Here is a 14,809-nt window from a genome sequence, read left to right on the forward strand (position 1 = left end):
AAAATAAAATAGATATGAAGCAATTGTTATTACCGGTAGTTCTTATATGTTTTACAATATTCTGTTTAGGATTTGTGCATATTGACAATATGAATGAACTGGATAAAGAAAAGAGTGAATTAAAAAAAACTGAAAATCAAGAAATACTTTGATTTTTTTGAAATTATATTTTAACCGATTTAATCAATAAATAGAGCTTTAAGTTCTGGAGTTGGAATGACACAATTATCTCTTTTACCAAACCATTTATATCTGTTTTTAGCAATAATATCATAAAACCAATCTCTTAGGATCTTCGGAAAAATAAGAAAAACAGAAAGTAACGGATAACCGCCAGACAGCCGCTTTGCAATTTGTAGAGCGGCTGTTGATTTATGATAGTATGCCACAGATGGCTCGATAAGTAAAATAGTATCTAGTTTTGATGAGTCTACGCCAATTTCTAAAGCTAATTTCTTACCTATTTCACTCTGTAATGAGGCATATCTAAAAACATCATCCTTATCTCGTTTGATAATAAAGTTAACAGCACCATTACACAGATTACATACACCATCAAATAATATAATCTTTTTCCCTTCAAAATTCATAGTACAAAGATAAGCACGAAATATGAATTCTTAATATGGATTATAATTTCATTAAGAATCTGACTTATTTTAAAATAATAGAGTCAATGACTTCTTTGGTAGTAGTTTGTAGGTTTTTTGGTAGCATATTATCTTTAGGAAGTACAGCTAAATAACGATCATTATTAGAGTCAAAAACTTGCTTGAAGATTGGATCTTCTAACTGAAGCATATCACAAATCTCTTTTATAAGATCTAGGTGATAGATAAGGTCAGTACTTCCTAAGTGAAAAACACCTTTCTTACTTCTATTAATAATGTAATGCAGTTGTTGAGTAAGTTTAGAGATTGAAGTAGCGTTTATAATTACATTAGGGAAAACTTCTATAGAAGCTTTAAGATCATACAACGTCTTAAGTTCTTGTATACGCGGTGTACTGGCACCAAAAATCATTGGTATTCTTGCGATTACATATTTATGGGTTGGTAGTCGCATTAATGCATTTTCAATTTTTATTTTAAATCTACCAAATACACTTTCACTTAATGTTTTATCATATTCATAGGATGGATAATTACTAAATGTGTCAAACACATTAGCACTGGATAGAAATATTAATTTTGATTTGTTTTTTTTTATCCATTCAATAATCCTTTGATGCGCATCTACTTGTGAATTAAAGTTTCCTCTAACAGCAGAAACAATGATTGCAGGTTTAAGACTGCTCAATAGTATAGAGATATCTTCTAACTCCATATCATATTGAAAGAATTTTTGATTCTTTTCATAAAAGGGATTATCCGTGTGATACGTTCCATACGTATCAAAATAAGAATTAAGCTCTTTATAAAGAGCGTTTCCTATAAAACCACTGGCTCCTATGATTAGAATTTTTTTCAATATTATGATATGCTAAAAAAGTTAAGTTTCAAAGATTACTATATTTTGTAATCTTTGAAACTTAACTTACGTTTTATTATTGTTATAAAATAATTATCCTTTATAAAAGGGTAATTTAATTACTGTTGCCGAAATTGCCTTTTTTCGAACCTGGATATGAATCTTACTACCAGGAGATGAAAGAACTTTTGGGACATATCCTAATCCTATTCCTTTACCTAAAGAAGGAGACATCGTACCAGAAGTAACTACTCCTATCTTATTTCCATTACCATCTACTATATCATAATCCTGTCTTGGAATTCCTCTTTCATCTAGTTCAAACCCTACTAGTTTTCTTTCTATACCACGCTCTTTTTCTTTTGCCAAAGCTTCCGCATTGACAAAATCTTTACTAAATTTAGTAATCCAGCCTAATCCAGCTTCGATCGGAGATGTTGTATCATTGATATCATTGCCGTAAAGACAATATCCCATCTCTAATCGTAATGTATCTCGTGCAGCAAGACCAATTGGTTTAATTCCGAAATCAGCACCTGCTTCTAATACTTTACTCCAAATTTGCTGTACCTCAGAATTCTTACAGTAAATCTCAAAACCACCACTACCAGTATATCCTGTGGCGGAAATTATCACATGTTCAATCCCGGCAAAGTCCGAAACTTCAAAAGTATAGAATTTCATTGCTTCAAGATCAATAGAAGTCAGAGATTGCATTGACTTAGCGGCTTTAGGACCTTGAATTGCTAGTAAAGAATAATCTTCGGATAGATCGCGCATCTCAGCGTTCATGGTATTGTGACTTTGAATCCACTCCCAATCTTTTTGAATATTAGAAGCATTTACAACTAACAAATATTTTTCATCCGCTAATTTGTAAACAATTAGATCATCTACAATACCACCCTTATCGTTTGGTAAACAACTATATTGCGCTTTTCCATCTACTAATTTAGAAGCATCATTAGAAGTTACTTTTTGGATTAGATCTAAGGCATTAGGTCCTGTAATTAGAAACTCACCCATATGCGATACATCAAAAACTCCCACGTCATTACGAACAGTTTCGTGTTCAATATTTACTCCTTCATAGGATACAGGCATATTATATCCAGCAAACGGAACTATTTTAGCACCTAAAGCAATATGAGTTTCTGTTAATGCAGTGTTTTTCATAATGAATTGATTTGTAGAATTAAGAATCAAACTGACGCCGAAAGTAAAAAACTTTGCGTTGGTAAACAATGCTTTTGTATGATAAATTGTTAACTTTTTCCTAACCAGAAAGCTTATAATTATGGATATAATAATATTAGATGGAATTCTCTTTGTTTTTTAATAACTTTATAAAGTATCATTACTTAATTTATACAATATGCCAGCAGGATATTCGGGAACTCCACTAGCTAAAAAACTTGGTATAAAAGAAGGAGCTACCATACTACTTTACAATCAACCAGATCATTATTGGGATTTGTTTTCAGATCTTCCAGAGTCAATAAAAGTACTCAAAAACATAAGGAAGGATGAGGTAGACTTTATTCATGTGTTTTGTAAAACAACTGAAGAACTACAGAAAGTCATTCCTAGATATAAGGATGCTTTAAAGAAAACGGGGATGTTATGGGTGAGTTGGCCAAAAGGTAGTTCTAAAATACCCACTGATCTTAAAAGAGATTTGATACGGATACATATATTACAGAGTGGGTTAGTAGACATTAAGGTAGCCGCCATAGATGATGATTGGAGCGGCTTAAAATTTGTTTATAGAGTTTCGGATAGAAATTAATTATAAATTATTTTTTAATGAAAAGCAACCTAAACCTATATATCACATCTACCTAATAAACAGACACTATCATGAAAAAGTTTATACCTCTTATTTTGATTCCTCTTTTATGTACATTCTCTTGTAGTAATGATGATGATGCGATTGCTGATCCTGATTTATTAGGAAAATGGCAATTAATAGAACAACTGGTTGATCCTGGAGATGGAAGCGGGACATTCCAGCCAGTAAATAGTGATTTAGAATTAGAATTTCTCCCTGCCGGGGTACTTCAGGTGTCTAATGGAACTTTATGTTTAATAACCATTGGTGGAGAAGGAGATAGCACAGAAAGTTACTCCATTGATGAGAATGTTATAACTGTGGATTGTGGTAATTCTACGAATATTAGTTTCGAAATCAAAGAAGGAAGACTATTTCTATATTTTCCCTGTATCGAAGGGTGTGCGCAGAAATATCAGAAGCTTCCTTAAGCTATTTCTATTTAGAAAGCATTAGATATTTTAATATTATAACGATTATGAAACATATAAAACTGAAGACGGAAACCATAGTTCCTATTTTTTTCCATTTCTTTAGTTTTTTAGGATCTCCAAAGCCAATGGGTTCTTGAATATATAGGCCATTCGGAATATTTAATGAAGCAATAAAATCAAACAGTTGATCAATTGTTATTTTACCCCTTAGGAATTCTATAAACATAGGATTTTTTCGTATAAGATCATGATTTCCTTTTTGTTTGATAATAATGTATTCATCAGATTTGAAAATCTTCGTATCAAGACTTTGAAAATGAACTATTTTTACATCCTGATCTGGTAATTCATTTTTAGTAAATAGAGAAAAGCTTCCAATTTTCTTTTCTACTAAGCCATCTTCTTTTATTAACGATGGATTCTCTTGTAGTGCTTTTTTTATATTTCCTTTTATAACTAGTAATTCAGCTATTGCCAATTTACCAGAACCACCAAGTTCTTCGAGAGAAGTCTTTAGTTTTAGATATTTTTCATGATTTTCTGCTATCAGTATTTTATCATCAGTTTTTATTAAAGATAAGCCAATAGTTTTAGCTTGCTCTTCGAAAACTGACATAAACTTTTTGATTAATAACATATCGATAGATTAATTAGTAAATAGCAAATCCTGTCCATAGATAGAACAGGATTTGCAAAATAACCCTCATCAATTAAGGTAACTAAACTTAACTTAATACTTTTAAATGATTACTGCATTAGCTTTTTAGACAACTCTTGTAATTCAGTTGACTTTGCTGTCATATATTCATTTAATTTTTTTACGTCATCACCAGAAAGGTTCCCCATAACTTCTTGTGCTTTTGTACCTAGTTCTTGTCCTTTTTGACCTAAAGAAGCAAAAGCAGTCATATCCTTACTCTCTACTACTTTCTTATATTCTTCAATATAAGCTTCATAAGAATTTACATACTCTTGTACTTTCTCATCACTAAAATTTGGTACACCATCGGATGATGTAGTTTCGGTGCTACTTTCTTCTTCTGATTTTTCAATTTTTTCAACTTCCTCAGTTTTATCTGCACTTTCAGAAGCGTCAGATTTAGTTTCGTTTTTACAAGAAGTTGCAAAAATAACAGCAATAATTAATGCGAAATTTAAAATGATTTTTTTCATGATTTTTATATAAGTGTTAATTAATTGGTTTCTATTACCACTACAAAGATATGTCGATTGATTCCTTTACCAAACACTCTTTTCAGTGAAAAAAACACCCTGTTTTCAGGGTGCTTATTTGGATATGCTTTGTAGTTTTAAGCGTAATATACTGATAATTAAATTATTGTGTTTTGATGTAGCTCATGTTTTTATGATAAGATTTCATAATTATTGGATAACCATAATCAATAAGGGATAAATCCCCGTTTTTAAAGAGTGTAATACCTGTTGATCTCCTACAGGTAGTGGTGTAAGTTTATACTATCAACTTAAAAATATATTACATATGAAATGCAAAACAACAATTCTGTGGTGCCTTATGGTACTGATGACTACTTTATCGTGGTCACAAAAGACAAAAACAATCAATCAACAACAATTTTCGGAAGAAAAAGATGGTTGGAAATTGGTTGATGAACAATCAGGACAGAAATTCATACTTAGTGATGAAATTACTATTCAGTTTAAAAAAGCACCTTCGGCTAAGGAAATTCAAAGGTTAGAAAATACTTATGGAATGAAATTTATGAGAAGTAACAGGTTAGGCTTCTATGATTTTAAAATCAACAGTAGAAGTAAGATACTTGATTCTTATGAAAAAATGAGTAAAGAAGTAGATGCCCAACAGATTTTTACAAATACTATGGGAACCTATATCTTAACGCCCAATGATCCACAATTCGGAATACAATGGGGGCTAGAACAAGCTAGTGATGCGGATATTGATGCAGAGGATGCTTGGGATATTAGTACTGGAAATAGTTCAGTAATTGTAGCAATTCTTGATAGCGGAACGGATTGGACACATGAAGATTTAGGTCTTGGGACAGATGGATATCAGAATGTATATCTTAATCCAGGAGAAGATGCGTGGTCTAACCCTAATGATCCAACAACAGGAAATGGAATTGATGATGATGGTAATGGGTTTGTTGATGATTGGAAAGGTTGGGATTTTAATAATGCAGACAATGATTCTAGAGGGCCTTTTTGGCATGGTACGCATGTAGCAGGAATCGTTGGAGCTAAAACGAATAATAACACTGGGATGTCTGGCATTGCTGGCGGTAACAACGCTGTAGGGTCTAGATTGATGTTAGAAGGAGTTGGAGATTTTGCTCCTAATGCTTCTATTTTGGACGATGCTATTATATATGCAATGGATAATGGAGCAGATATCATCCAACTTAGTTTAACTGTTGGGAGTTCGCCAGCTATAGATACAGCACTACAAGATGCATATAATGCGGGAGTATTTATAGTGTGTGCTGCAGGTAATTCTGGAGCGGGAGCTATTTCGTATCCGGCGTCAAATGTGAATGCATTCTCAGTAGCAGCAACAACAAATGCGGATGTTAAAGCAGGTTTCTCGCAATTTGGTCCTAACTTGGATCTTGCAGCGCCTGGTGTAGGGATCCGTAGTACACAAAATGGAAATGTCTATGCTGATAGTGATGGAACTTCGTTTGCTGCACCAGCAGTATCAGGAGTAGCAGCGTTGATGCTATCAGTAGATCCGACATTAAGTAATCAGGAGATTGAAGATATACTAAAATGTACAGCTGATAAAGTAGGAGGATATGATTATATCTGGAATCCAGCGGAGCTAGGACATTCTCAGGAATTAGGATATGGTAGATTAAACGCACATCAAGCTGTATTGGCCGCTAATACTTCGGATATTTATATTAGAGATACTACATTAGATGATGGAACAGAACCATCTTCGGGTACCATGTATCTTAGTCCGGACATTTGGGTACGTAACGATGATGATGGAGTGTTAACTCACGAAAATCCAGAATACAAATTATTGAGTCCTAATTGGGTATATGTGAGAATTAATAGAAAGGATTGCTCTAATATTGATGATGGAGTTTTAAAATTATATTTTAGCAAAGCTTCTACAGGATTATCTTGGCCAATACATTGGGATAATTATTATCAGATGGTAAGTGGGAGTAGTGTATTACACGGAGATTTTATTGGTGATGTACCAATACCTACATCTCCAGATAATGAGATTATAGTAAAAATTCCTTGGTATCCACCAAATCCAGCAGATTTTATAAATGATGTACATCACTTCTGTTTATTAGCAAGAATAGAGTCTGCTACAGATCCAATCGGGACAGAAGGAACTTCTGTATGGAACAATACTAGAAACAATAATAACATTGCTTGGAAAAATGTAAGTGTATATGATATCAATGCATTTAACAATACCGCACCTTATGTATTCATAAGAAATGTGGACAAACGAGTTAGAGCTATTAATTTATCATTGGATGTAACAGAAAATAAAACTGGCATACCATTTGAAAAGATAGGAGCTTTTTATATAATCCCTGATGAGAAGTTAAATGAAATTATAGCAAACGCTAAGATGGAAGGAATTGAGCGGGTTGATAGAAATGTCTATAGAGTTTATGAACCTAAGGCTCGAATTTATGAAGTCAAAGCAGAACCTTATGAAACTTTTAGTTTACAATTATTGGTTAAACCAGAAGTGGAATTAAAAGAAGGGACATATCTAAATTATAATATTCTACAGACAGATGAGAAATTCCAACCAATGGGTGGAGAACAGTTTACCATAGGTAATTTCGGAGGAAAAGGAAATGACCGCGAGGATGCTGTACAACCTGAAGAAATCAAGACTATAGATTTTAATGCGTATCCTAATCCAACCCAAGGGGAAGTTACGATACAGCTTAATGATAGCTATACAGATGTAGGGATTGTTATCCGAAATATGGCTGGTGATGTTATTTACGCAGATCATCAAAAAGAAGCAGACCATTTTAATGTAGAGTTAAAAGGGTACAAAGGATTATATTTTGTGAAGATCACTGCTGCTAGTGGAGAAACTAAAACGATGAAGCTGCTTAAGAATTAATTATCGCATGAATACTCCAAGATTAATTAAAACCGCTCTTTTCCTTAGAGCGGTTTTTTCTGTAAGTGCTAATGGTCTGCAATTCATTCGTCGACACCTTTTTGCTATTTACCGATTTAAAAGGGAAAATTAAGTGAATTACAAGTAGTTTAGATTTGGAAAAATAATACATTTGTTTCCTATGCAATACCTTAAAGACTCTATATTTTATAATCAGGCTATACACGAATTAAATTATCCTTTCGGAAATTTTTATTTATTTGATGGATTTGTGGTTGGTGAGTTTAAAGAAGATACTGTAGTTACTTGGGCTGATCACGCAAAACTTTTGGTAGAAGACTTAACCAATTTGTATGATCATGATGGAGGTAACGTAGTCTATATTACTAATCGTGTACATTCTTATGCGGTAAAACCGAGTGATTGGATTAAGTTTTATAGAAGCGATTATAAAATGCGTGGATATGCAATTATAAGTTATACTAAAAAAGGAATACTTAATGCGTTGATAGAAAAGCTCTTCATAAAAAGTAGGTTTCGTAGTTTCGAATCTTTAGGTGATGCAATTACTTGGGCTAAAAGCTTAACCAAATCTCCTGTTTCTAAATAAATATTCTTTCGTTCGATATACTATAAAGGATTTTATAGTCATTTGATTTCTTACATAATAGATTACCTATATTTAAATTAACAGTTTATCACGGGAAAATATACCTATATCGAAATAATTCGTGATGGTAACCGTTGTTACATATATTTTTGATATTTTCAGCTTTCCAAATACCAAATTCAAACGCTTATGGCCTTTCAGGCAAAACTATTTATTAATGACGAAGAACGAAATGTAATTGACAGTACATTTTTATATCAGCAACTGATGGATAGCAATGGTCGTCCTAAAACTACGATTCAGGATGGTAAAATCAATGTTTTAATAGAATCCACTAAGAATGATGAATTGTTTTACGATTGGATGTTTTCTACGCATACCACGTATAACGGATATGTTCGTTTTTTTAAACGGGATGGATTTAGTAAACTATTTGATTTCGAATTTGCGAATTGCCATTGTGTTCATTTAGAGGAAAAATTTAATGCAGAAGGTAATAGTCCGTTAAAAATGGAATTAGTATTGTCGCCAGGTATCCAGAGAGTGCGGGGTCAGATTTTTGAAAAAAACTGGAATCCAAGCAACCCTTTTACGAATGCTACACCGATTACAGAGCGGGAGGAGAAAGAACCGGAGTTTTTAGGATATCATTTTGAAGATAAGGAAGGAGAAGTATTAGAAAAAGATGAGATCGAAGTTGATGATGAAATTTATTTGGTGATTGAAACGCAAGATGCTGTTGGAGAAAGTATTACAATTAATTTAGATGATAAATCTTTGGATTATGAGTATCAGGGAAACAGATTGGAAAATGATGTAATCAGAAATGTGAGTATTACAGGAGATCAAACTAGAGTGAAGTTAAAGGCAATAAAACAAGAAGATTAGATTATGGGAAGAGCAACTTTTGATAATTTTCAGGATAAATTTTTAACAATAGAATTCCCAACTGTTGTTGAACCTTTTCCTTGGGATGTAACTAGAGAAGGAGAAGACATAACTTTTACTTTAGGAGCTGGTGAAGATGAAAAGTCCGAAGTTCATAAAACAACAGACGTTCGAAAATTTTTGTTCGAGAATTTTAACTGGAATGGTATTGTACATTTTATGCATTTATTATCAGATAAGAATGATAATTTCACATATACTAGGCCGACGGATTTGAAAGGAATTCCAGCAGATGATGATATATTAATTATTCCAGATGAAGCTACCGAAGCGATTATTTATGAACAGGCTAAATATGCTATCGAAACTACCTATGCCGATGCTCCCGCAGATAATATTGATAATATTTTAAATGATGTAGATGGTAAAGCAAAAACAGATTTTTCTTCTGATATTTTGGAAACAACCTATGAGGATTTATTAAAAGAAGAGGACAACACCGCAATGGAATATGATGGTCAGAGTTTTGCAATGGTAAATTTACAAACAGCAAGCGAAACAGAATTGTATGATTTTCTCAAAAATGTAATGTTAGCTAGAAATGGTTTATGGTTAGAAGAAGACGGACTAATGAACTTAGTATCAATAAGAAGGGAAATGGTAACGTCGACTACCGAAGATGTAGGTTTTAATGATAGTATGATTTTAGCATGGAAAGATGGAGGGGTTAAAAAAATTAAACAATATATAGCAACGACAGAGCCTTGGAAAATTAATAAAAAGAATGGTAAAATGTTACCACAAACAACAAACATGTTTCTAGGTCTACATAAATTTGTTTCATCGAAAGTAATTATTCCTGCTTTTAGGAGTAAAAACGTTTATCGAAAGAAACCTCAAAGTGATGATAATAAGTTAGAAAGCAATGATAAAGGTTTGGATATACATTTTAAGCTTATTAGTAATAGAAAACCAGTTGGTATTCCTACAGCAGTTGATTCTTACGGGGTAGCGTATAATAGAAATAATGTAGATACTTATTATGGAGATGATAGAGAAGCTTATTTGACCGTTGTGAAAATTTACAAGATTTTGTCAGATTGGGGAGCAGGAAATACGCCTAAAAGTATTAGCTGTTACAAAAACCTTGAGAATTATACCAAAGATTTCACTTTATCTGGTGTTTTAGGTTCTACTGATACTGATAAAAAAATACAAATCAAAGATGGAGAGAATGTTGAAAAAAACATTAAATTAAGTTCTTATCAGGCTTATGTAGGCGCAAAATATGCAAGTAATAAAAATGATGCTGTTAAATTACTTATGTATCACCATGAGCAATCAAATGATGGTACCTTAGAAAGCAGTTATGATGATACCGCGATTGCTGATGTTTTAAAGGAATTGAAAAAGGAAGAAGTTTTTGAAAGTATTGTTAAATTACAATTTCATGAAGAAAAGAACTTTGATAATGTTGATGGACAACCTGGCGGTGGTACTATAACCAAACTGAATAGAACTACTGTACAAAAAACTAATGACACAAATACATATAATGAAAAAGTTAATAAAGCTACAACGGATTTGAATGAGATTACCAATGCATTTGCGGTATGGGATACTAATACAGTATTACCAGAAGATTTGAAGAATAGATTTCAAAATACCGTTAAGATGGTAGCTAATGACTTAGACAGCAAAGCGGTAACAACTATTGATAATTTTGGTGGTAAGGAAATTGATGATAATGTAAGTGGTTGGTCAACAGGATGTCAAGTTATACCTGGAGTACAGGAATTTTTTCATTTTATGTACGATATTACTAAATACATTGACTCAACTAATCAAGAGCGTTGGTATTACACAATAATTGAATCTTCTTCATTAGGAATAACTTTAAATTAAAAAACATGAGATTATTTGTTGTTTTTTTAACACTTTGCTCTATAATAACTTGTAGTTCAGTTAAGAAGGAAAAGGTACAAGATGTTCCATTAAGTTCAGTAATCAAAAAAGGCTGTTTAGATACTTTAATTTTAGAAAAGAGAGAAAACAAAATTTTCAATCAATTTGTTGTACAAAAACATAAAAAATCATCACTTTCTGTAATCATTAAAGCAATTCAAGATTCGACCTTGTCTGGAGTATTAACAGAGAATGAAAAAGATAAATTGATAGAGGTTTTTACGAAAGTTAAAACTATTAGTGCTAAAAACTTACAAACAGTAAAACCAACAGGTAATTGTGGTACATATTTCCAAGATAAATCGAGTGTTGATTTATTAGATATCAATTTTGATTACAACTTTTTTAGACCTGATGGTTTCCAAAATACAGAAGAAAAAGATAAAGAGACTCTAATATTAAAAAAATACATAGATTCATCACAAGTGATTTTTGAATATGAACCTTTTTATTCAGAAAAGGGTTCATATTTTGAGATAAATAAAAATAAGGATCAGTATTTTTCTAAAAACTATGAATTCTATTCCAACGATGGAGGAGATTTTTTTACCACATATAAGATTTCAAATATTTTAGATTATGATAATAGTTGGTTAAAATCAGGAATACTTTATCGTTCCTTTTTTAAACATTATTTCTCAGATGAAAAAAGATTTATAAGTAGTCAAGAAGATGAAACGTTGAATGTAACAGATCATTATACATACTTTGAAACAAAAGTAGATGATAATAATTCTGTCCTTAATAGTATAATTATTTATTATGTTACTTTAGACAGTAGTAATTCTTCAGAACAAGTTGAATTCACATTAAAAAAAGATTTATTAACATTCAAAGGCATTGTTTCTGAGTAAACAATATGGAAATTAGGTCTTTTGTAAATAGTTGTAATTTTAAAGCTAATGATAAAGCAAAGCAGTAATTTTTTATTTGTTATTGTAACGATTTTGTTTATTATTATCTCTCCATCAATACTTAGTTGTCAAGAGAAATATTAAGAAGAAGTAATTTTTTTAGGTGAATATAATGATCAAAATGAACTAAAAGTTTTTAAGGAAGATTTCATAGTTTTTGTTCATAAAGACTCTCTTTCACAAAGAGATCAATTAAAACCAGAGGAATTAGTTAAAATTTTGGATTCTAGTAACTTATATTTTATTGGTGAAGGAGATGAGCCATATTGGCAATTTAAAATAAATTCATCTAAGCTTTTATTTAAAAAAATTGATTCTTTAAGAGAAGAAAGTTTTGAATGTGAATTCTATTATGATAAACAGTCAGGCTTCAATTTAATGTTCAAATCATTAGATAATAAAGCATTTGGTTTAATTCGAAGAGTTGATTATAAGTTAGAATCAGATAAATCTTGCTCTTTAGGACTATCAGATAATTATTTGGTGTATGAAACTTTCATAACCATAAATGGTAAAATGTACGAAGGGTGCGCAAGTATTGATAAGAATTAGGTGTACTTAAATCCTAGTTTTTCTAAATGCTAAATATGAAATATTTAATTTATATAATATCAATTACGTTTTTTGTCTCTTGTAATTCACAAACAAATAAAACAGAAAATTCAAAGACCAAAATAATTATTCTTGAAGACTCTTTACTTATAAATCAATCTTATGCAGTTTTTGAAGAATTGAAAATTGATAATGAAAGTAGTGAAGTAATCAATAAACTTCAAAAAGAAGTCCAAAACGTTTCAGTGAATGGTGAATTAAAATCTAATGATCCTCAAAAACGATTAGAAATAAAGAAAAAACTTTTTTCAGATTGTTTTAAAAAAGATCAGATTAACGAGTGCGTATATTCTCCTGAAGGATACAAAATACAGAGTGAAAACAAAGGTATTGTTACAATTAAATATAGTTACAATCAGTTTAGTAGTTATGATCAATTTTTTAAGTATTTGACATTAGATCTTCAAAAAAATAAGCTTCTTAATTATGATGTTGTATTTGTAAACCCCGACACCATTTTGAAATCTTTCAATGATGATTACACTAAATATTTTCAAGATATTTTGGATGATTTAGATTTAACTAAGGATGAGGATCAAGAAGAATTTGATATTATTGAAAGTCACTTAGAACAACGTAGACCATTTGAATTAAAAGATTTAAATAATTATGAATTTGTTTTTAAGAATAATCAAATAGAAATAATAAGATTTCACTATAATGGAATGACTGGTGCATATAAGTCAATAATTCCAAACGGTTATGTAGACTATAATTTTTTAATGATTTCAGATAATATATCTAATAATATTAAAACAAGATTCAATGTTGAAAAATAGATTTTTCTTTATTTCTATAATACTTATTCTATTAATTTCCTGTCATACAACACAAGAAAATAAAATAACTACCAAGGTAGAAAACGCAGTAGAAAGCATTCCAGAAAAGGTAGAAGATGCTGTAGAAAGTATTGAAGAACCTGCTGAATCCAATGAGATATCTGATCAATCCGAAGATATTTTCCAACCAACACCGTTTATTACTAAAATTCTAGATCAATTAGGAGTACAACCCAAACAAGTGTATGAGCAGTTTGTGGTGCAAAAAGTAATGCCTTATGATGAGACTAGTACCGTAGTAGTGATTCCTACAGTAGCTAGTCAAGAGTACGATTGGGACGTTTTTACATTAAACAGTTATATTTTGGTGGTAGATTCGGAAACAGCAGAGATTAAGCAACAGTTTTATGAAAAGGAAAGTTGGTATTCTGATGCTATTCGTATCGATGAGATATCCATTGACACAGCCAATTATAATGTTACCGATGGAAAGCGAGCTTTTGGAATTACACTTTTTTATATAGGAGCATCTAAACCGAATCCTTATAATTCAACTACCATTTCTCTCTTTATTCAGGAAGAGAATGCGTTGGTACGCGTATTAGACGCTTTCGAAATAAACTCTTACTGGGGCGAATGGGATATGCGATGTACAGGAGAATTTACGAGTGTAGGTAAGGTCCTGATTATGGACCATAATCAAAACAATGGGTTTTATGATATTAAAGTGAATGTGGAAACTACGACCATGGAAACTTTTGAGAAAGGAGAAGATGATTGTGATGAAAAAGAGATAACTCAAAAATCAAAACAATTGCTACGATATTACGGAAGTTATCGGTTGTATCAAAAAGTATACACATTAGAAACAGAATCTTCTTGTGGATTAGAAATCAAGCTAGAAGGAAATCAATATTATCTAAAAACCAGTAAACGAGAACATACGGGAATATTTGTCATAAAAGATGGATATATTACTTTCCAAGGATTACTTAGTGATGATCCTAAAAAAGAAGTACAAGGCAGTTACGATGATGATGAAATTGTAATACAGAATTACGGAAATGCGATGAATCCGTTTACTGTATTTGGAGAATGCGCTGATCAGAAATATCTTCGTTTGGTAAATAAGGAATAATCTTTGTCGACTTACTGTTATTCCAATAAATACAGTTAAATTTTTGTAATTAGA

At 31.4% G+C, this 14,809-nt stretch carries 15 protein-coding genes; 10 read left to right on the forward strand and 5 right to left on the reverse strand.

Going from position 1 to position 14,809, the window contains the following annotated elements:
• Positions 1 to 179 precede the first annotated feature (179 nt).
• The 3 genes from BMY33_RS01840 to gcvT form a co-directional block, all read right to left on the reverse strand.
• The gene (locus BMY33_RS01840) at positions 180 to 590 is read right to left on the reverse strand and encodes a thiol-disulfide oxidoreductase DCC family protein (RefSeq protein WP_091404737.1); all 411 of its coding nucleotides are present in this window, start codon (positions 588 to 590) and stop codon (positions 180 to 182) included.
• A 64-nt stretch (positions 591 to 654) separates the two neighbouring features.
• The gene (locus tag BMY33_RS01845; protein WP_091404739.1) at positions 655 to 1,470 is read right to left on the reverse strand and encodes a sugar nucleotide-binding protein; all 816 of its coding nucleotides are present in this window, start codon (positions 1,468 to 1,470) and stop codon (positions 655 to 657) included.
• A 93-nt stretch (positions 1,471 to 1,563) separates the two neighbouring features.
• Positions 1,564 to 2,646 (reverse strand): glycine cleavage system aminomethyltransferase GcvT, encoded by a 1,083-nt coding sequence (gene gcvT, locus BMY33_RS01850; protein WP_091404742.1) that lies wholly within the window; start codon positions 2,644 to 2,646, stop codon positions 1,564 to 1,566.
• A gap of 199 nt (positions 2,647 to 2,845) precedes the next feature.
• Between gcvT and BMY33_RS01855 the strand changes: the two genes are divergently transcribed.
• Both BMY33_RS01855 and BMY33_RS01860 read left to right on the forward strand, forming a co-directional pair.
• Complete coding sequence (locus BMY33_RS01855) at positions 2,846 to 3,259, forward strand: DUF3052 domain-containing protein (RefSeq protein ID WP_091404745.1); 414 nt, start codon at positions 2,846 to 2,848, stop codon at positions 3,257 to 3,259.
• 71 nt (positions 3,260 to 3,330) lie between these two features.
• Positions 3,331 to 3,732 carry a hypothetical protein gene (locus BMY33_RS01860; protein WP_091404748.1) on the forward strand — a complete coding sequence of 134 codons (402 nt, stop codon included), beginning with the start codon at positions 3,331 to 3,333 and terminating at the stop codon, positions 3,730 to 3,732.
• Positions 3,733 to 3,739: 7 nt separating this feature from the next.
• Here BMY33_RS01860 and BMY33_RS01865 read toward each other — a convergent pair whose 3' ends face one another.
• Both BMY33_RS01865 and BMY33_RS01870 read right to left on the reverse strand, forming a co-directional pair.
• Positions 3,740 to 4,351 carry a hypothetical protein gene (locus BMY33_RS01865; protein ID WP_091404749.1) on the reverse strand — a complete coding sequence of 204 codons (612 nt, stop codon included), beginning with the start codon at positions 4,349 to 4,351 and terminating at the stop codon, positions 3,740 to 3,742.
• A 131-nt stretch (positions 4,352 to 4,482) separates the two neighbouring features.
• Complete coding sequence (locus BMY33_RS01870; RefSeq protein ID WP_091404752.1) at positions 4,483 to 4,908, reverse strand: hypothetical protein; 426 nt, start codon at positions 4,906 to 4,908, stop codon at positions 4,483 to 4,485.
• Between the two features lie 328 nt (positions 4,909 to 5,236).
• Between BMY33_RS01870 and BMY33_RS01875 the strand changes: the two genes are divergently transcribed.
• From BMY33_RS01875 to BMY33_RS01910, 8 genes are all read left to right on the forward strand, one after another.
• Positions 5,237 to 7,849 (forward strand): S8 family peptidase, encoded by a 2,613-nt coding sequence (locus BMY33_RS01875; protein ID WP_091404754.1) that lies wholly within the window; start codon positions 5,237 to 5,239, stop codon positions 7,847 to 7,849.
• 181 nt (positions 7,850 to 8,030) lie between these two features.
• Positions 8,031 to 8,459 carry a hypothetical protein gene (locus tag BMY33_RS01880; protein ID WP_091404757.1) on the forward strand — a complete coding sequence of 143 codons (429 nt, stop codon included), beginning with the start codon at positions 8,031 to 8,033 and terminating at the stop codon, positions 8,457 to 8,459.
• Positions 8,460 to 8,648: 189 nt separating this feature from the next.
• Positions 8,649 to 9,347: a type VI secretion system tube protein TssD gene (gene tssD, locus BMY33_RS01885; protein WP_091404761.1), complete on the forward strand. Its 699-nt coding sequence runs from the start codon at positions 8,649 to 8,651 to the stop codon at positions 9,345 to 9,347.
• Positions 9,348 to 9,350: 3 nt separating this feature from the next.
• Entirely contained in the window at positions 9,351 to 11,252 is a 1,902-nt protein-coding gene (locus BMY33_RS01890) for a hypothetical protein (protein WP_091404765.1), read from the forward strand.
• Between the two features lie 5 nt (positions 11,253 to 11,257).
• Positions 11,258 to 12,166 (forward strand): hypothetical protein, encoded by a 909-nt coding sequence (locus tag BMY33_RS01895; RefSeq protein ID WP_091404767.1) that lies wholly within the window; start codon positions 11,258 to 11,260, stop codon positions 12,164 to 12,166.
• A 279-nt stretch (positions 12,167 to 12,445) separates the two neighbouring features.
• Positions 12,446 to 12,778 carry a hypothetical protein gene (locus tag BMY33_RS01900; RefSeq protein WP_091404770.1) on the forward strand — a complete coding sequence of 111 codons (333 nt, stop codon included), beginning with the start codon at positions 12,446 to 12,448 and terminating at the stop codon, positions 12,776 to 12,778.
• A gap of 35 nt (positions 12,779 to 12,813) precedes the next feature.
• Positions 12,814 to 13,617 carry a hypothetical protein gene (locus BMY33_RS01905; protein WP_091404772.1) on the forward strand — a complete coding sequence of 268 codons (804 nt, stop codon included), beginning with the start codon at positions 12,814 to 12,816 and terminating at the stop codon, positions 13,615 to 13,617.
• Positions 13,604 to 14,755 carry a PA3715 family protein gene (locus BMY33_RS01910; RefSeq protein WP_091404774.1) on the forward strand — a complete coding sequence of 384 codons (1,152 nt, stop codon included), beginning with the start codon at positions 13,604 to 13,606 and terminating at the stop codon, positions 14,753 to 14,755. The genes BMY33_RS01905 and BMY33_RS01910 overlap by 14 nt, the downstream gene beginning before the upstream one ends.
• Positions 14,756 to 14,809 lie beyond the last annotated feature (54 nt).

Source organism: Aquimarina amphilecti (genome assembly GCF_900109375.1).
Classification (GTDB): domain Bacteria; phylum Bacteroidota; class Bacteroidia; order Flavobacteriales; family Flavobacteriaceae; genus Aquimarina; species Aquimarina amphilecti.

Bases quoted from the DNA above. Each gene is read 5' to 3' on its own strand.
- BMY33_RS01855 (WP_091404745.1), top strand. From the start codon at position 2,846: ATGCCAGCAGGATATTCGGGAACTCCACTAGCTAAAAAACTTGGTATA.
- BMY33_RS01875 (WP_091404754.1), top strand. From the start codon at position 5,237: ATGAAATGCAAAACAACAATTCTGTGGTGCCTTATGGTACTGATGACT.
- BMY33_RS01910 (WP_091404774.1), top strand. From the start codon at position 13,604: ATGTTGAAAAATAGATTTTTCTTTATTTCTATAATACTTATTCTATTA.
- BMY33_RS01905 (WP_091404772.1), top strand. From the start codon at position 12,814: ATGAAATATTTAATTTATATAATATCAATTACGTTTTTTGTCTCTTGT.
- BMY33_RS01870 (WP_091404752.1), bottom strand. From the start codon at position 4,908: ATGAAAAAAATCATTTTAAATTTCGCATTAATTATTGCTGTTATTTTT.
- BMY33_RS01865 (WP_091404749.1), bottom strand. From the start codon at position 4,351: ATGTCAGTTTTCGAAGAGCAAGCTAAAACTATTGGCTTATCTTTAATA.
- BMY33_RS01860 (WP_091404748.1), top strand. From the start codon at position 3,331: ATGAAAAAGTTTATACCTCTTATTTTGATTCCTCTTTTATGTACATTC.
- gcvT (WP_091404742.1), bottom strand. From the start codon at position 2,646: ATGAAAAACACTGCATTAACAGAAACTCATATTGCTTTAGGTGCTAAA.
- BMY33_RS01890 (WP_091404765.1), top strand. From the start codon at position 9,351: ATGGGAAGAGCAACTTTTGATAATTTTCAGGATAAATTTTTAACAATA.
- BMY33_RS01895 (WP_091404767.1), top strand. From the start codon at position 11,258: ATGAGATTATTTGTTGTTTTTTTAACACTTTGCTCTATAATAACTTGT.
- BMY33_RS01840 (WP_091404737.1), bottom strand. From the start codon at position 590: ATGAATTTTGAAGGGAAAAAGATTATATTATTTGATGGTGTATGTAAT.
- tssD (WP_091404761.1), top strand. From the start codon at position 8,649: ATGGCCTTTCAGGCAAAACTATTTATTAATGACGAAGAACGAAATGTA.
- BMY33_RS01880 (WP_091404757.1), top strand. From the start codon at position 8,031: ATGCAATACCTTAAAGACTCTATATTTTATAATCAGGCTATACACGAA.